This window comes from Bradyrhizobium sp. ERR14 (genome assembly GCF_014198235.1).
GTDB lineage: Bacteria > Pseudomonadota > Alphaproteobacteria > Rhizobiales > Xanthobacteraceae > Bradyrhizobium.
Map to the genome: position 1 here is coordinate 427,290 of NZ_JACIHD010000003.1, position 16,906 is coordinate 444,195.

Genomic DNA, 16,906 nt, shown 5'->3' on the forward strand with positions numbered 1-16,906 from the left:
ATTTTACCCAAAGACGCTCTGCTCTCACCGCCATCACACCGTCTTCTCCGGCCACCGGCACAGATCGTTGATCAGACAGACCTCGCAGCGCGGCTTGCGTGCGAGGCAAGTATAGCGGCCATGCAGGATCAGCCAATGATGGGCATGCAGCATGAACTCGGCCGGGATCACCTTTTCGAGACCAAGCTCGACTTCGAGCGGCGTCTTGCCGGGCGCAAGTCCCGTGCGATTGCCGACGCGGAAGACATGCGTGTCGACCGCCATGGTGTGCACGCCGAAGGCCATGTTGAGCACGACGTTGGCGGTCTTGCGTCCCGCACCGGGCAACGACTCGATCTCGGCGCGCGTGCGCGGCACCTCGCCGCCAAACTCGCTGAGCACCTTGGCCGACAGCGCGATCACGTTCCTGGCCTTGGTGCGGTAGAGGCCGATCGTCTTGATGTACTCGCGTAAAGACTCCTCGCCGAGATCGAGCATCTTCTGCGGAGTGTCGGCGACCTCGAACAAGGCGCGCGTCGCCTTGTTGACGCCGGCGTCGGTTGCCTGGGCCGACAGCACCACGGCGACCAGCAGCGTGAACGGATTGACGTGCTCGAGCTCGCCCTTCGGCTCCGGATTGGCCTTGCGGAAACGGCTGAAGACCTCATGGACCTCGGCGGGCGTCCAGCGCTTGATCGCCTTGAGCGTCTTTTTGGCGGGCGCGTTCGGCTTTGCGACGACCGCCTTTGCCTTCTTCTTCGGCACGGACGCTTTGCGCGGAGCCGGCTTGCGGGTGATTTTCGCCATGATCGGGATATACTGAGGGACGATGAGCACAGGCAACGAAATTGACGGCAGCGGTCCTGATCCGCGCGACGCGCAGATCTTCTCCGCGCGGCTGACGCCGCACCGCTCGCTGAACCGCACCGGCTTCCTCGCCGTGATGCTGTTCCTGAGCGTGGTCAGCTTCGTCACGGGCCTCGCCTTCCTGATGATGGGTGCCTGGCCGGTGTTCGGTTTCTTCGGCCTCGACGTTCTCGTGATCTGGTGGGCCTTCAAGGCCAATTTCCGCGCGGCGCGGGCCAGCGAGGAGATCGTGGTCACGCCGTCGGAGCTGCGCGTGCGCCGCGTCAGCCATCGCGGCCAGGTCTCGGAATGGACATTCAATCCGCTCTGGGTCCGGATCGACCAGGAGGTCGACGAGGAATACGGCATCGAGCACCTCTATCTGATCTCGCGCGGCCGCCGGATTCTCATTGCCGGCTTTCTCGGGCCAGAGGAAAAAGCGAGTTTTTACAATGCCTTGGTCGGCGCCCTGAATGCCGCCCGGCGCGGCCCGACCTACAATCCGGTGACCTGAGCGCAGTCAGAAATCGGGTGGTTTCCCACCCGTCCCTCTCCTACATTTCCAGTCATGATGACACTCGCCATACATGACCAGCGCCTGGCCAGGCCGGGCACCCAGAACGCCGCGCTGCGCGACTATGATTCGGTACGCCGGGCGATCGCCTTCATCTCGGAGAACTGGCGCGCGCAGCCGACCATCGAGGCGATGGCGGATGCGGCCGGGGTCACGCCGGATGAGCTGCACCATCTGTTCCGCCGCTGGGCCTCGATCACGCCGAAGGCTTTCATGCAAGCGCTGACGCTCGATCACGCCAAAGGCCTCTTGCGCGATTCCGCGAGCATTCTCGACGCCGCGCTCGACTCCGGGCTGTCAGGCCCGGGACGGCTGCACGATCTCTTCGTGACCCACGAAGCCATGTCGCCGGGCGAATGGAAGAACGGCGGCGCCGGCCTGACCCTGCGTTACGGCTTTCACCCCTCGCCGTTCGGCACCGCGATCGTGATCGCGACCGACCGCGGCCTGTCGGGGCTTGCCTTCGCCGATCACGGCGAGGAGAAGGTTGCGCTCGCTGACATGACCCGGCGCTGGCCGAACGCCACCTATGTCGAGGATCACGAAGGCACCGCGCCGCTGGCTGCGCGCATCTTCGATACGAAGCTGTGGCGGCCGGACCAGCCGCTGCGCGTGGTGATGATCGGCACCGATTTCGAGGTGCGGGTATGGGAGACGCTCTTGAAGATCCCGATGGGACGCGCAGTGTCCTATTCCGACATCGCCTGCAACATCAACAGCCCGAAGGCCTCGCGTGCCGTCGGCGCGGCGGTTGGCAAGAACCCGGTCTCGTTCGTCGTGCCCTGCCACCGCGCGCTCGGCAAGAGCGGCACGCTCACCGGCTATCACTGGGGCATCACCCGCAAACAGGCGATGCTGGGCTGGGAGGCCGGACAGCTGGGGATGCAGTAGGCACCGCAAGCACACTGCCGTAGGGTGGGCAAAGCGAAGCGTGCCCACCTTACGTCAGCTATCATGGAAAGATCGTGGGCACGGCGCTGTGCGCCTTTGCCCACCCTACCGGACCGTCCTTAACCCGCCAGATCGAGCTTCGAGGCCACGGTCGAATCCGCGTTGAGGCGGTAGATGATCGGCACACCCGTCGCCAACTCGCGCTTCAAGATGCCTTCGGGCGAGAGCTTTTCCAGCACCATGATCAGCGCGCGCAGCGAATTGCCGTGGGCGGCGACGAGGGTACGCTTGCCGTTGAGCACGCCGGGCAGGATCTCCTGCACGTAATACGGCAGCGCGCGCGCGAGGGTGTCCTTCAGGCTTTCGCCGCCGGGCGGCGGCACGTCGTAGGAGCGGCGCCAGATCAGCACCTGGTCCTCACCCCATTTCTTGCGAGCGTCGTCCTTGTTGAGGCCGGAGAGATCGCCGTAGTCGCGCTCGTTCAACGCGAGGTTCTTGGCCGTCGGCAGGCCCTCCTGGCCGAGCTCGCCGAGAATGAGATCGAGCGTGTGCTGCGCGCGCGTGAGCACCGAAGTGTAGGCGACGTCGAACACGAGGCCCTGCGCCTTCAGCTTGCGGCCGGCTTCCGTGGCTTCCTTGACGCCGAGCTCGGTGAGGTCAGGGTCCTTCCAACCCGTGAACAGGTTCTTCAGATTCCATTCGCTCTGGCCGTGGCGCACGAGCACGAGAAGACGTTCGCTCATTGACTGCTTTCCGTTAGGTTCGATTAGATGTCGGACAGGCCGAGCACGTCGGCCATGGAGTAGTGCCCGGGCTTCTTGCCGTGTGCCCAGAGCGCCGCCTTCAGCGCGCCATGGGCGAACAGCATGCGGTCCTCGGCCTGATGCGACAACGTCAGGCGCTCGAACGGGCCGAGGAAGGTGACGCTGTGATCGCCGGCGACGGTGCCGCCGCGCAACGAGGCGAAGCCGATATTGCCCGGCCTGCGCGCGCCGGTGATGCCGTCACGGCCGCGCTCCGAATGGTCATCGAGGGTGACACCGCGGCCGCTGGCTGCGGCCTGCCCCAGCATCAGCGCGGTGCCGGACGGCGCATCGACCTTCATCCGGTGATGAGTCTCGACGATCTCGATATCAAAACTCTGGTCGAGCGCCTTGGCGACGCGCTTGACCACGGCGGCCAGTAGATTGACGCCGAGGCTCATATTGCCTGATTGCACCACGACGGCACGGTTGGTGACGCTCTTGATCACGGCGTTGTCGGAGCCGGACAATCCGGTCGTACCGACGACATGCACGATCCCGCGCTGTGCCGCGATCGCGACATTTGCAATGGTCGCCGCCGGAACGGTGAAGTCGAGGATGCCGTCGGCCTCCTTCGACATCGCCCAGAGGTCAGCGGAGAGCTTGATGTCGTTGGCCGGCAGCCCTGCGAGCACACCCGCATCCTTGCCGAGCAGCTCCGAGCCGGGGGCCTCGAGCGCGCCGGCCAGCACCGCGCCTTTGCTCTCGGCAATCGCCCGCACCAGCGCGCGGCCCATCCGGCCACCGGCTCCAGCAACAATCAGGCGCATGTCGGACATGGTGTGATCCTCTCACGGCCGTTGTAGCGGGGGGACGCAGTTCCGGCAACCGAGGGGGATTTACCTAGATCGCAGCGACGCGCCGCCTCTTACCCTCCCCTGGAGGGGTCCGAGACGAGCGTAGCTCGCTCGTGGGCGCTGGGCATGCAGCGAAGCGGAATGCACAGCGGGGTGGGGTGACGGTCTCCCCCCGGCGCACAGTGCCCGAGTGGAGAGATCACCCCACCCCGCTCGCGCTGCGCGCGATCGACCCTCCCCCTCCAGGGGAGGGTAAGAAGCGCCGCAGTCGAAATCTACGAGTCAGACGGCTGCGGGCCGTCATAGCCCTCGATGATGATGAGATCGGCGACCGAGTGGGGCTGGCGCACCTTGATGTTGGCCTGGTACTCCGGCGAATTGTAGCAGGCGATCGCGGTCTCGTAGTCCGGGAATTCGATCACGACGTTGCGGGTGCGGCTGGCGCCTTCGACGGTGGTGAACTTGCCGGCGCGGACAACGAAGCGGCCACCCCACTTCTTGAAGATCGGACCATTGGCGACGGCATAGGGCTTGTAGCCCTCGTCACTGCTCACATCGACGCGCCCGATCCAGTAGCCTTTTGCCATTGTTCTTCTCCCTTGTTTGTTGATTAGCCGAGCGCTTGCGCGATCTCGGCCTGGATGGCTTCCGCAATCGCCTTCGGATCGGCGGCTTCGACGACCGGGCGTCCGACGACAAGATAATCGGCGCCGGCCGCGATCGCGCGGCCCGGCGTCATGATGCGCTTCTGGTCGCCGGTCGCCGAACCGACCGGCCGGATGCCGGGGGTGACGAGATGCATCTGGTGCCCGACGATCTTGCGCAAGGCCCCAACCTCCTCGGGCGAGGACACCAGTCCGTCGATGCCAAGCACCTGGGCCTGCTGCGCGCGGGCCTCGACCAGCTCGGAGACGCCGAGCCGATAGCCGGCCGCGTGCAGATCGTCCTCGTTGTAGGAGGTCAGCACCGTGACGGCGAGGATCTTCAGGCTGGAATTGCCGCGGCCTTCGACCGCGCCCTTCATGGTCTGCGGATAGGCGTGCACGGTGAGGAATGTGGCGCCAAGCCTGGTGATGCTTTCGACGCCTTGCATCACGGTGTTGCCGATGTCGTGCAGCTTGAGATCGAGAAAGACCTTCTTGCCCTTGTCGGCGAGCCTGCCGACCAGCGGCAATCCGCCGGCATAAGCGAGTCGGTAGCCGATCTTGTAGAAGCTGACGCTGTCGCCGAGGCGGTTGATCGTCGCCTCCGCAGCATCGACGCTGGGCAGATCGAGCGCAACGATCAAGCGGTCCTTGGGGGCGATCTCGGCTGGCGTCATGTCACCTCACATCATGCGTTGGGAAATGTCGATCAATTGCGCGACCAGCTCCTTCAACGCGGCGATATCACCCTCGTTCTTGAGCCTGTCCATATCGTCATAGGCCTGGTCGGCAAAGGCGAGCGTGAGCTGGCTGGCAATCACATTGGCGTGGCAGGAGGTCAGGATCAGCCGCAACGCCTGCAGCGCGCGAGCCGCACCGAGCCGGCTCTGCGAGGCGCCGGCGAGCGCGAAGGCGCGGTTGCGAAACACATCGCCGCGCGCCTCATGCAGATCATGCACGCGGCTGACCCAGTCGATCGCGTTCTTGAGAAGCGGCGGCACCGAAGCGTTGTATTCGGGCGAGACGATCAGCACGCCATGATGCGCGCCGATCATGCGCTTGAGGTTGATCGCGTGCTTCGGCAGGCCGGACTTGGCCTGGAGATCGCCGTCATAGATCGGCAGCGGAAAATCGGCGAGCGAGATGCGGGTGACGTCCACGCCGGCCCGGGCGAATTCATAGGCTATGACGGCCGCCAGCTTCGCATTGTGCGAGCCGGTGCGCAGCGAGCCGGGAATGATCAGGATCTTGGGAGCTGACATTCAATCCAATGCGTTCGGCGAAACGAGCCCGCCGCGCAAAGAACCAAGCCGGCGGAATTAGTCCTTGCGATACACCCAGACGCGGGCCGGCGGAAGGTTCATCCAGATCCGTTCCGACGCCTCTGTGGACACGCCGGGCAGCGATTTCGGGATCGGCGGTACCACCGCATAGGTGAACTGGACGAAGGGCGCGCCCGGCGCGAGCGCCGTGAAGGCGTCGCGGATCAGCCGCAGCCGCGTCAGCATCGGTTTTGTCACGAGCGGCAGGCCGGAGACGACCGCGGAGGCCGGCGCGCTCAGGACGTTCCAGAGCGTGTCACGCAGGCGATAGGCGTCGCCCTGCACAACCTTGGCCTGCGGATAGCGGTCGCGCAGCAGCGCGCAGAAGCCGGGATTGTATTCGACGAGGACGAGACGCTTCTGGTCGACGCCGCGTTCGATCAGGGCTGAGGTGATTGCGCCGGTGCCAGGCCCGAGCTCGACCACGGGCGCGTCTGAATCGACATCGACATAATGGGCCATGGTCCGGGCCAGCAGCTTGCCCGACGGCATCACGGCGCCCATGTGCAGGGGCTTTTCGATCCATGATCTGAGGAAGCGCACCTCGTCATCAAGACGAGGCTTCTTCAACGCACGCGCGGACGATGGCAATGGCATGTCAGGACCGGACGGGACCGCGGGACCGCGTGTCAGAAAATGGTCATAAAGACGTATAGGCCGAAAGCGGTATGGTCAAGCCGGGTCAACTCGCCCGATTACCGAAGAAATCCTTGACCTTGGCGAAGAAGCCCTCGGATTCCGGTTGGGTGTTGCCGCTTGACAGCTTTTCGAACTCGGCCAGCAATTCCTGCTGCTTCTTGGTGAGGTTCTGCGGGGTCTCGACCACGACCTGAACATACATGTCGCCCATCTGGCGCGACCGCAGCACCGGCATGCCTTTTGATGCAATGCGGAACCGGCGGTTCGACTGGGTCCCGGCCGGCACCTTCACCTTGGCCTTGCTCTTCTCAATGGTCGGCACCTCGAATTCGCCGCCGAGCGCGGCCGTGACCATCGAAATCGGCACACGGCAATGCAGATCGGCGCCATCGCGCTGGAAGAACTGGTGCTGGGCCAGCGACAGGAAGATATAGAGGTCGCCGGGCGGACCACCGCGGACCCCGGCCTCGCCCTCGCCGGCGAGCCTGATCCTTGTGCCGTCCTCGACACCCGGGGGAATGTTGACCGAAAGATTCCGCTCGCGGGTAACGCGGCCCTGGCCCGAGCAGGACGGGCAGGCATCCTCGATCATCTGGCCGCGGCCCTGGCAGCCCGGACAGGTGCGCTCCAGCGTGAAGAAGCCCTGCGACTGCCGCACGCGGCCGGCGCCGCCGCAGCTCGAACAGGTCTTCGGCTTGGTTCCGGCCTTGGCGCCGATGCCCGAGCAGGCCTCGCAGGTGACCGAGACCGGAATCTCGATCTGCGCGGTCTTGCCGCCGAAGGCTTCCTCCAGCGTGATTTCCATGTTGTAGCGCAGGTCGGCGCCGCGCTCGCGGCCGCCGCGGCCGCGCTGCCCGGCCATGCCGAACAGATCTTCGAAAATGTCGGAGAAGGAAGAGGCGAAACCCGCGCCGAAGCCGGCGCCACCGCCGCCCTGCTCGAAGGCGGCATGGCCGTAGCGGTCATAGGCCGCGCGCTTGTCCTTGTCCTTCAGGACCTCGTAGGCCTCGTTGATTTCCTTGAACTTGACTTCGCTGGTGTCGTCCCCGGGATTGCGGTCCGGGTGGAACTTCATCGCCAGCTTGCGGAACGACGATTTCAAGACGGATTCGTCGGCATCGCGTTCGACTTCGAGGGTTTCGTAATAGCAGCGCTTGGTGGACGTGGACATGTGGGACTCGGTCTATCCAATCGCGATTCAAGTCGGAGCGAAACGACGTCGCCACACGACGATATAGGCAGCCTTCTGCTTGGCGGCAGAGGGCGGCGTGGCGGCGTTCAGCATAACGGCGGGGAATTGATCGATCGTAACGGGCGACCCGCCCGTCCGTCCCGACACGGCGGCCTCCCCCGCGAAGGAGGAGGCCGGTAGAGAGTGTGGGGTCCAAGCCGTCCGCATCATGACCCTCTTGGGGTTCAGGCGGACTTCTTGTTGTTCTTGTCGTCGTCGACTTCGGTGAATTCCGCGTCGACGACGTCGTCCTTGGCCGCGTCCTTCTTGGCGTCGGCCTCGGCCTGCTGCTTGTACATGGCCTCGCCGAGCTTCATCGAAGCCTGGGCCAGCGTCTGGGTCTTGGCCTTGATCGCCTCGGCATCGTCGCCCTTCAGCGCTTCCTTGAGGTCGCCGACGGCATCCTCGATGGCGCGGCGCTCGGTCTCGCCGACCTTCGAACCGTGCTCGGCCAAAGCCTTCTCGGTCGAATGCACCAGGCCATCCGCCTCGTTCTTGGCGGTGACGGCCTCGCGGCGCTTCTTGTCGGCCTCGGCATTGGCCTCGGCGTCCTTGACCATCTTCTCGATGTCGGCTTCCGACAGGCCGCCGGAGGCCTGGATGCGGATCTGCTGCTCCTTGCCGGTGGCCTTGTCCTTGGCCGAGACGTTGACGATGCCGTTGGCGTCGATGTCGAAGGTCACCTCGATCTGCGGCATGCCGCGCGGAGCCGGCGGAATGCCCATCAGGTCGAACTGGCCGAGCATCTTGTTGTCGGCCGCCATTTCACGCTCGCCCTGGAAGACGCGGATGGTGACCGCGTTCTGGTTGTCCTCGGCGGTCGAGAACACCTGGCTCTTCTTGGTCGGGATCGTGGTGTTGCGGTCGATGATGCGGGTGAACACGCCGCCCAGCGTCTCGATGCCCAGCGACAGCGGGGTGACGTCGAGCAGCAGCACGTCCTTGACGTCGCCCTGGAGCACGCCGGCCTGGATCGCAGCGCCGATCGCCACGACTTCGTCCGGATTGACGCCCTTGTGCGGCTCCTTGCCGAACAGCTGCTTCACGACTTCCTGGACCTTCGGCATGCGCGACATGCCGCCGACCAGAACCACTTCGCCGATCTCACCGGCGGTGACGCCGGCGTCCTTCAGCGCCTTGCGGCAGGGCTCGACGGTCTTCTGGACGAGGTCGTCGACCAGCGCTTCGAACTTGGCGCGGGTCAGCTTCATCGTCAGATGCTTCGGGCCGGTCTGGTCCGCGGTGATGAAGGGCAGGTTGATCTCGGTCTGCGTCGTCGAGGACAGCTCGATCTTGGCCTTTTCAGCGGCTTCCTTCAGGCGCTGCAAGGCGAGCTTGTCGTTGCGCAGGTTGATGCCCTGCTCCTTCTGGAATTCGTCGGCGAGATAGCCGACCAGGCGCATGTCGAAGTCTTCGCCGCCGAGGAAGGTGTCGCCGTTGGTCGACTTCACCTCGAACACGCCGTCGCCGATCTCGAGGATCGAAATATCGAACGTGCCGCCGCCGAGATCGTACACGGCGATCGTGCCGGTCTTGGTCTTGTCGAGGCCATAGGCGAGCGCGGCCGCGGTCGGCTCGTTGATGATGCGCAGCACTTCGAGGCCCGCGATCTTGCCGGCGTCCTTGGTCGCCTGGCGCTGGGCGTCGTTGAAGTAGGCGGGAACGGTGATGACGGCCTGATCGACTTTCTGGCCGAGATGGGCTTCCGCGGTCTCCTTCATCTTCTGCAAGATGAACGCCGAGACCTGCGAGGGCGAGTAGGTCTGGCCGTCGGCCTCGACCCAGGCGTCGCCGTTGGAAGCCTTCACGATCTTGTAGGGGACGAGCTTCTTGTCCTTCTCGACCATCGGGTCGTCGTAGCGGCGGCCGATGAGGCGCTTCACTGCGAAGAAGGTGCGCTCGGGATTGGTGACGGCCTGGCGCTTGGCCGGCTGGCCGACGAGGCGCTCACCGTCGTCCGTCACGGCGACGATCGAAGGCGTCGTGCGCATGCCTTCGGAATTCTCGATGACTTTGGCGTTCTTGCCATCCATCACGGCGACGCACGAATTCGTGGTGCCGAGGTCGATCCCAATGACCTTTCCCATGGTCCTGATATCCTTGTTTTTGCGGCAGGTTGGCTGGGCCCAGAAGGCACCCGACCGAAACCCCCTAAGATCAAACATCCGCGATATTGCGATGATTGAGGCTCATATAGGAGGGGGGGAGGGGCCCGCAAGGACCGAAGCTACGTTTCTGCCGTGAAAACATTGGGTTTTGGACGATGATATCCGGGCTCAACCGCCCTTGCGGGTGAGGAATTATTAACAGGTTCAGGCTTCAGCAAGCCCCCGCTACCGCAAGTCCGCCCGCCCTGTTGCCGCACGCCCAAACCCGGTAAAAGGCGGACCGGCCGGTCAGCCGCCACAGCTGCTTCGCGCGACAATGCGGCCCGGTGGCCGACCATCGAACGGCCTCAATGTGAACCAATCAGAGTGCCCATGAAGCTGATCCGCCCCCTCGCCGCGCTCGCCCTCCTGATCGCCTCCGCGTTTCCGGCCCTCGCCGCCGATGCCGTGTTTCCGCCCGGCTTGCGCCTCGGCATGGTGCCGCTGGTCGGTCTCAGCACGGCAAAAACCTTTCCGGGCTTCGAGAGCGAGGACGGCAGCGTCAAGGTGTTGATCACCGAGCTGCCGCCGGCGGCCTATGGCGAGGTCGTGAGCGCCTTCAATTCCAATCCGGCCGGCGCCGGCGGCGTCAAGCAGGACAAGATCGAGACGCCGGCGGGCCTCGCCTATTTCACCACCGAAAGCGGCAAGGCCGGCGATACCCCGGTAAAGCGCTATTCGATGATCGTGCCAGGCGCCGGCTTCTCCGGCTATGTCGCGGTGCAGGTCCCGGAGAATGCGACCAAGATCTACACGGATGAAGCGGTGCGGCAGATGTTCGCCAGCACCGTCACCCGCAAGCAGGTCTCGGTCGAGGAGCAGATCGCGCTGATGCCGTTCAGGATCACCGATCTCGCCGAATTCAAGGACATCCGGACCCTCGCGCCGGGCAGCAGCATCATCCTCGCCGACGGCAATGAGAGCGCAGGCTATGAGTCGAAGCCATTCATGATCCTCGGTCTGATCGGCGCCACGCCGCAGCAGGCCGACGACCGCGCCCGCTTCGCCCAGGAGGCGGCGCTGCAGATCCCCGGCGTTCGCGAATCGCGCGTCACCATGTCCGAGCCGATCCGCATCAACGGCCAGCAGGGCTTCGAGACCCGGATCGACGGCGTCAGCGGCAAGGACAAGGTCCCGGTGACCGTGGTGCAGTGGATCCGCTTCTCGAGCGGCGGCGCCTCGCTGCGCATCATCGCCAGCGCGCCGCGCGACCAGTGGTTGGCCGCCTTCACCCGCTTCCGCGCCGTGCGCGACGGGATTCAGCCGAAGGGCTAGGCTACATCTCCGAACGAAATGCGCTCCCTCCCCCGCTTGCGGGGGAGGGTTGGGGAGAGGGTGCTTCCGCATAGGGGCACTCCCGATGTGGAGAGGGCCCCCACCCGGCGCTTCGCGCCGACCTCCCCCGCAAGCGGGAGAGGTTGCACCGAGCACGCGGCAACAGCCCACCCCCTCGCCAGTACCGGCCGCATTTTCGGGCTTCTGTTCGTATACGAACGGAACTAGGCTTCCCCCCGTTGGATCATCCTGGAGGGAGGCGAACGATGCTGGATCGGCGACAAGTCTTGGCAATGCTTGGAACGACGGCGCTGGTGACTCTCGCGCCCAACGCGCTCTTTGCAGCGGCATCGATCAAGCCGGACGATGCCTCCGCGCTGCTGGTGATCGACGTGCAGAACTGCTTCCTGCCGGGCGGCAGCCTCGCCGTGAAGGAAGGCGAGCAGGTGGTGCCCGTCATCAACAAGATCTCGAAGGCGTTTGCCAACGTGGTGATGACGCAGGACTGGCACACGCCGGGCCACATCTCGTTTGCGTCGGTGCATTCCGGCAAGAAGCCGTTCGAGACCGTCGACCTTCCCTATGGCAAGCAGGTGCTGTGGCCCGACCATTGCGTGCAGGGCACCGACGGCGCTTCGCTCTCGAAGGACCTTGCAATCCCGCACGCCGAGCTGATCATCCGCAAGGGCTTTCACAAGGACGTCGACAGCTATTCGGCCTTCCTCGAAGCCGACGGCAAGACCTCGACCGGACTTGCCGGCTATCTCAAGGGGCGCAAGATCAAGCGCGTCTTCGTCGCAGGGCTCGCGACGGATTTCTGCGTTGCCTGGACCGCGCTCGACGCGCGCAAGGCTGGCTTCGAGGTCTATGTGGTGGAAGACGCCTGCCGCGGCATCGACAATCAGGGCTCGCTGGCAAAAGCCTGGGCCGATATGGCCAAGGCCGGCGTGAAGCGGATTCAGTCAGCGGATATCGCGGTGAGCGCGTAGGACTCGCGCGACACTGTCAGACCCTCATCCTGAGGAGCGCGCTTCTTCGCGCGCGTCTCGAAGGATGAAGGCCCCGCCGTTACATCTTGGCCTTCATGGTTCGAGACGCCGCGCAAACGCGCGGCTCCTCACCATGAGGGTCTGAAACTCAATTCGCCGCGCCGCTCGACTCGTTGTTGTTCGCCGCGGCCGCCGCCTTCGCGCCGCCCTTGGCGACACCGACCAGAGCCGGGCGCAGCACGCGCTCGCCGATGGTGTAGCCGGCCTGCATGATCTGCACCACGGTGCCTGACGGCACCGACGGATCAGGCACTTCGTACATCGCCTGGTGGAAGTTCGGGTCGAACTTCTGGCCCTGCGGATCGAGCTTCTTGACGCCGTGCTTTTCCAGCGCGTTGAGCAGCGAACGCTCGGTGAGCTCGACGCCCTCGATCAGCGCGATCAGGCCGGGATCGGCTGCGGCACGGGCCTCGGCCGGAACGGCATCGAGCGCGCGCTGGAGATTGTCGGCGATGTCGAGCACGTCGCGGGCAAAGCCGGTGATGCCGTAGAGCCGGGCGTCGGCGACCTCCTTGGTGGTCCGCTTGCGCAGATTCTCCATCTCGGCCAGCGTCCGCAACATGCGGTCGCGCGCCTCGGCGGCTTCCTTCTGCAACAGCTCGACCGAGCCGGGCTCGGGATCGTCGGGCATGATGTAGGGTTTTGACACCACGGGCTCGCCGGTCGCTGCAGTCGTGTCTTCGGGTTGCCGGTCTTGCTCGGTCATCGGCTCTAATCTCGAACTCGTTTCCAGGGATTGTTGGCCCGGATATCGTGCCTAAAGCGCCGAAAATCAAGCGCCCGTGATCGGCGGAAACGCCGGTCAGCCTCCCAAAAGGCGGCTGACGATGCGGGCGGCGTAGTCCACGGTCGGGATCACACGGGCATAATTCAGCCGTGTCGGCCCGATCACGCCCAGAACGCCGACGATATGGCCGGCGGCATCCCGATACGGCGAGATGATGGTGGAGGACCCCGAGAGCGAAAACAGCTTGTTCTCGCTGCCGATGAAGATGCGCACGCCCTCGGCGGTCTCGGCGCGCCCCAGCAGGTCGATCACGCCGCGCTTAGTCTCGAGATCGTCGAACAGCAGGCGCACCCGTTCCAGATCCTCCAGCGCGTGCAGGTCTTCGAGCAGATTGGCGTGGCCGCGGACGATGAGCTGGCGATCCTCGTTCTCGCCGCCGGACCAGCTGGCGATGCCGGCGGAAATCACCTTCTGTGCAAGCTGATCGAGCTCGGCGCGGGCCTGTCCAAGTGCCGTCTCGAGCTCGAGCCGCGCCTCGGCCAGAGTGCGGCCACGGATGCGCGCATTGAGGAAATTGCCGGCTTCGGTGATTGCCGAGGAGGGAACTCCGGGGGGGAGCGACAGCACGCGGTTTTCAACCTGGCCGTCCTCACCGACCAGGATCACCAGCGCCCTCTCGGGTTCCAGCCGGACGAATTCGATGTGCTTCAGCCGCGCATTGGATTTCGGCGTCAGCACCACCGCGGCGGCCCGCGTGAGGCCGGACAGCCGCGTCAGCGCCTGGTCCAGCGCTGCCTCGACCGATTGGGCCTGGCCGACGGAGGTGAGTTGGCTCTGGATCGATTGACGCTCGGCCTCGTTGAGGTCGCCGACCTGCATCAGGGCATCGACAAAGAAACGCAGCCCGAGTTCCGTCGGCAGCCGGCCGGCGGAGGTGTGCGGGGCGTAGATCAGACCGAGCTGTTCCAGATCGGCCATGACGTTGCGGACCGAGGCCGGCGATAGCGGCATGGCGATGAGGCGCGAGATATTGCGCGAGCCCACCGGCTCACCGGTCGCGAGATAACTTTCGACAATTTGACGAAAGATGTCGCGAGAACGCTCGTTGAGCTGGGCGAGGCCTGCGCGCGGCGCGATCAGATGGATCGGATCGTGATGGGCCACAGACGGTAACTCCTCTCAGATGCTCATAATTTGTCCATCCAGGAGGGTTCTGACAAGCGTCGCGTTTGCAGGGTGGAAAACCGGGGGTGAAAAAGCCTTGTCCTTTCCCCTTGCCGCATACCCTCACCCCACCTACAAGCACCGCGAACAGCCCTATACCGACGAGTTTTGGAGGATTTCCCATGCGGCCAAGCCGCCGTGCGCCCGACGAATTGCGCCCCGTGACGCTGGAGCGCGGCGTGGTCAAATATGCGGAAGGCTCCTGCCTGGTGAAGTTCGGCGACACCCATGTGCTGGTCACCGCCACGCTGGAAGATCGCCTGCCGCCGTGGCTGAAGGGCCAGGGCCGCGGCTGGGTCACCGCTGAATACGGCATGCTGCCGCGCGCGACCTCCGAGCGCACCCGCCGCGAGGCTTCCGCCGGCAAGCAGAGCGGCCGCACCGTCGAGATCCAGCGCCTGATCGGCCGCTCGCTTCGCACCATTGTCGATCTCGAAGCGCTCGGCGAGCGCCAGATCACGGTCGATTGCGACGTGCTCCAGGCCGACGGCGGCACGCGCACGGCCTCGATCACCGGTGCCTGGGTCGCGCTCGCCGATTGCATCAACTGGATGAAGGCGCGCAACATGATCAAGGCCAACGTGATGCGCGACAACGTCGCCGCGATCTCCTGCGGCATCTACAACGGCACGCCGGTGCTCGATCTCGACTATGCCGAGGATTCGGAAGCCCAGACCGACGCCAATTTCGTCATGACCGGCGATGGCCGCATCATCGAGGTGCAGGGCACCGCGGAACGCGAGCCTTTTACGCAGGACGAGTTCCTGAAGCTGATCGCCCTGGCGCAAAAAGGCATCGCGCGTCTCGTGGACTTGCAGAAACTGGCTGTGGCGTAGTCAATAGGCCCATGTACCGCCGAATCACCGGAAAGCTCGTCATCGCCACCCATAATCCCGGCAAGCTGGCCGAGATGAAGGAGCTGCTCGCGCCGTACGGCATCGAGGCGGTGTCGGCCGGTGAGCTCGGCCTCGCCGAACCGGACGAGACCGGCAACGATTTCCGCAGCAATGCCGCGATCAAGGCGATCGCGGCGGCGCAGGCGACCAGGCTTCCCGCCTTCGCCGACGATTCCGGCATCGTGGTCGACGCACTGGATGGTGCGCCCGGTATCTACAGCGCGCGCTGGGCCGGCCCAGGCAAAGACTTCAACGCGGCGATGGCACAGATCGAACGCCTGCTGCAGGAGCGTGGCGCGACGACCCCGGAGAAGCGCAAGGCGCATTTCGTCTCCGCGCTCTGCGTCGCCTGGCCCGACGATCATCTCGATGAGGTCGAGGCGCGCGTCGACGGCACGCTGGTCTGGCCGCCGCGCGGCACCGCCGGTTTTGGTTACGATCCGATGTTCCTGCCTGACGGATATGATCGCACCTTCGGCGAGATGGAGAGCATCGAGAAGCACGGCCTGCCGCCGCTTGGCCTCGGCCTGTCGCATCGCGCCCGCGCCTTCGTGAAACTGGCGGAGATCTGCCTTGAGCCGCGATAGAGCGTTTTCGAGCGAAGTGGATACCGGTTCGCGCCAGGAAAACGCGTCAAAACAAGAATCCGCAGCCTTCGGCGTCTACGTGCACTGGCCGTTCTGCCTGTCGAAATGCCCCTATTGCGACTTCAACAGCCATGTCCGTCACGCCGCGATCGACGAGGCGCGCTTCGCATCCGCCTTCGCGCGCGAGATCGCGGCCACCGCCGAGCGCTCGCCCGGCCGTGAAGTCACCTCGATCTTTCTCGGCGGCGGCACGCCCTCGCTGATGCAGCCCGCAACCGTCGGCGCGGTGCTCGACGCGATCGGCAAGCACTGGACCGTCGCCGGCGATGTCGAGGTGACGCTGGAGGCGAATCCGACCAGCGTCGAGGCCACCCGCTTTGCCGGCTATCGCACCGCCGGCGTCAACCGCGTTTCGCTCGGCGTGCAAGCGCTCGATGATGCCTCGCTGAAAGCGCTGGGCCGCCTGCACAGCGCGCGCGAGGCGCTCGATGCGGTCGCCATCGCGCGCCGCTCGTTCGATCGCTATTCGTTCGATCTGATCTACGCCCGTCCCGACCAGACGCCGGCGATGTGGGCCGATGAACTGCGTCTCGCCATCGACGAGGCGGCCGAGCATCTGTCGCTCTATCAATTGACGATCGAGGAGGGCACGCCATTCTTCGGCCTGCACCAGGCCGGCAAATTGAAGACGCCGGACGAAGCGGTCTCGCGCGCGCTCTACGACGTCACGCAGGAGACCTGCGACAAGCTCGGCCTGCCCGCCTACGAGATCTCCAATCACGCGCGGCGCGGCGCCGAGTGCCGGCACAATCTGGTCTACTGGCGCGGTGAGGAATATGCCGGCATCGGCCCCGGCGCGCATGGCCGGCTCGACATCGACGGCGTCAGGCATGCGACCGCCACCGAGAAGCGTCCCGAGGCCTGGCTGATGCGGGTCGAGACCAACGGCCATGGTGTCGTCACCGACGATCTCCTCAACAGCGAAGAGCGCGCCGACGAATTCCTGCTGATGGGATTGCGTCTCGCCGAAGGCATCGACCCCGAGCGCTACAAAGCCCTCTCCGGTCGCCCGCTCGATCCCAAGCGCATCGCGCTGCTGCGCGAGGAAGGCGCGATCACGGTGGATGCGACGGGCCGGCTGCGCGTGACCAGCAGCGGCTTTCCGGTGCTGGATGCGGTGGTCGCGGATCTCGCGGCGTAACGAGATCTCGTAGGGTGGGCAAAGGCGCACTTGCGCCGTGCCCACCATCTCTCAGCAATTCGCATGAAGTTCGC

The 16,906-nt window shown here is 65.1% G+C and carries 18 protein-coding genes; 7 read left to right on the plus strand and 11 right to left on the minus strand.

The genetic code is table 11. The features are described from left to right. Positions 1-33: 33 nt before the first annotated feature. The gene (nth, locus tag GGD62_RS11785; RefSeq protein WP_183236551.1) at positions 34-786 is read right to left on the minus strand and encodes an endonuclease III; all 753 of its coding nucleotides are present in this window, start codon (positions 784-786) and stop codon (positions 34-36) included. Positions 787-808: 22 nt separating this feature from the next. Here nth and GGD62_RS11790 point away from each other — a divergent pair, with 22 nt between their 5' ends. Together GGD62_RS11790 and GGD62_RS11795 are read left to right on the plus strand one after the other, a co-directional pair. Beyond that, on the plus strand, positions 809-1,339 hold the full coding sequence (locus tag GGD62_RS11790; protein ID WP_026202939.1) for a DUF2244 domain-containing protein: 531 nt from the start codon (positions 809-811) through the stop codon (positions 1,337-1,339). 54 nt (positions 1,340-1,393) lie between these two features. Beyond that, positions 1,394-2,290, plus strand: a complete 897-nt coding sequence (locus GGD62_RS11795) for a bifunctional helix-turn-helix domain-containing protein/methylated-DNA--[protein]-cysteine S-methyltransferase (protein WP_018323490.1) — start codon at positions 1,394-1,396, stop codon at positions 2,288-2,290. Between the two features lie 119 nt (positions 2,291-2,409). On the opposite strand, the gene GGD62_RS11800 is transcribed toward GGD62_RS11795, so the two are convergent. From GGD62_RS11800 to dnaK, 8 genes are all read right to left on the minus strand, one after another. Beyond that, complete coding sequence (locus GGD62_RS11800) at positions 2,410-3,033, minus strand: 2,3-bisphosphoglycerate-dependent phosphoglycerate mutase (protein ID WP_092251382.1); 624 nt, start codon at positions 3,031-3,033, stop codon at positions 2,410-2,412. 23 nt (positions 3,034-3,056) lie between these two features. Next, entirely contained in the window at positions 3,057-3,872 is an 816-nt protein-coding gene (gene dapB / locus GGD62_RS11805) for a 4-hydroxy-tetrahydrodipicolinate reductase (RefSeq protein WP_026202940.1), read from the minus strand. Positions 3,873-4,165: 293 nt separating this feature from the next. Beyond that, positions 4,166-4,477 (minus strand): DUF1330 domain-containing protein, encoded by a 312-nt coding sequence (locus GGD62_RS11810; protein WP_092251380.1) that lies wholly within the window; start codon positions 4,475-4,477, stop codon positions 4,166-4,168. A gap of 23 nt (positions 4,478-4,500) precedes the next feature. After that, positions 4,501-5,211, minus strand: coding sequence for an orotidine-5'-phosphate decarboxylase (gene pyrF / locus GGD62_RS11815; RefSeq protein ID WP_018323494.1), 711 nt, complete (start codon positions 5,209-5,211; stop codon positions 4,501-4,503). Between the two features lie 6 nt (positions 5,212-5,217). Next, positions 5,218-5,796 (minus strand): NADPH-dependent FMN reductase, encoded by a 579-nt coding sequence (locus tag GGD62_RS11820; protein WP_018323495.1) that lies wholly within the window; start codon positions 5,794-5,796, stop codon positions 5,218-5,220. Between the two features lie 57 nt (positions 5,797-5,853). Next, positions 5,854-6,453 (minus strand): class I SAM-dependent methyltransferase, encoded by a 600-nt coding sequence (locus GGD62_RS11825; RefSeq protein ID WP_018323496.1) that lies wholly within the window; start codon positions 6,451-6,453, stop codon positions 5,854-5,856. Positions 6,454-6,538: 85 nt separating this feature from the next. Continuing rightward, on the minus strand, positions 6,539-7,666 hold the full coding sequence (gene dnaJ / locus GGD62_RS11830) for a molecular chaperone DnaJ (RefSeq protein WP_018323497.1): 1,128 nt from the start codon (positions 7,664-7,666) through the stop codon (positions 6,539-6,541). Positions 7,667-7,911: 245 nt separating this feature from the next. Further along, positions 7,912-9,813, minus strand: coding sequence for a molecular chaperone DnaK (gene dnaK / locus GGD62_RS11835; RefSeq protein ID WP_092251376.1), 1,902 nt, complete (start codon positions 9,811-9,813; stop codon positions 7,912-7,914). 393 nt (positions 9,814-10,206) lie between these two features. Here dnaK and GGD62_RS11840 point away from each other — a divergent pair, with 393 nt between their 5' ends. Both GGD62_RS11840 and pncA read left to right on the plus strand, forming a co-directional pair. Further along, a complete protein-coding gene (locus tag GGD62_RS11840) occupies positions 10,207-11,148 on the plus strand; it encodes a hypothetical protein (protein ID WP_179732512.1) in 942 nt (313 codons plus the stop codon). 266 nt (positions 11,149-11,414) lie between these two features. Next, positions 11,415-12,137 carry a bifunctional nicotinamidase/pyrazinamidase gene (gene pncA, locus GGD62_RS11845; protein WP_092251374.1) on the plus strand — a complete coding sequence of 241 codons (723 nt, stop codon included), beginning with the start codon at positions 11,415-11,417 and terminating at the stop codon, positions 12,135-12,137. A 148-nt stretch (positions 12,138-12,285) separates the two neighbouring features. Here the strand turns inward: pncA and grpE are convergent, their stop codons facing one another. Both grpE and hrcA read right to left on the minus strand, forming a co-directional pair. Continuing rightward, positions 12,286-12,903, minus strand: a complete 618-nt coding sequence (gene grpE, locus GGD62_RS11850; protein ID WP_183259458.1) for a nucleotide exchange factor GrpE — start codon at positions 12,901-12,903, stop codon at positions 12,286-12,288. A gap of 96 nt (positions 12,904-12,999) precedes the next feature. Beyond that, positions 13,000-14,088, minus strand: coding sequence for a heat-inducible transcriptional repressor HrcA (gene hrcA / locus GGD62_RS11855; RefSeq protein ID WP_018323502.1), 1,089 nt, complete (start codon positions 14,086-14,088; stop codon positions 13,000-13,002). Positions 14,089-14,270: 182 nt separating this feature from the next. Here hrcA and rph point away from each other — a divergent pair, with 182 nt between their 5' ends. The 3 genes from rph to hemW are packed head-to-tail and all read left to right on the plus strand — an operon-like array spanning position 14,271 to position 16,832. Next, a complete protein-coding gene (gene rph, locus GGD62_RS11860; protein ID WP_018323503.1) occupies positions 14,271-14,984 on the plus strand; it encodes a ribonuclease PH in 714 nt (237 codons plus the stop codon). An 11-nt stretch (positions 14,985-14,995) separates the two neighbouring features. Next, positions 14,996-15,631 (plus strand): RdgB/HAM1 family non-canonical purine NTP pyrophosphatase, encoded by a 636-nt coding sequence (gene rdgB, locus GGD62_RS11865; RefSeq protein WP_183708578.1) that lies wholly within the window; start codon positions 14,996-14,998, stop codon positions 15,629-15,631. Positions 15,632-15,647: 16 nt separating this feature from the next. Further along, on the plus strand, positions 15,648-16,832 hold the full coding sequence (hemW, locus tag GGD62_RS11870) for a radical SAM family heme chaperone HemW (RefSeq protein ID WP_183708791.1): 1,185 nt from the start codon (positions 15,648-15,650) through the stop codon (positions 16,830-16,832). The last annotated feature ends 74 nt before the right edge of the window (positions 16,833-16,906 follow it).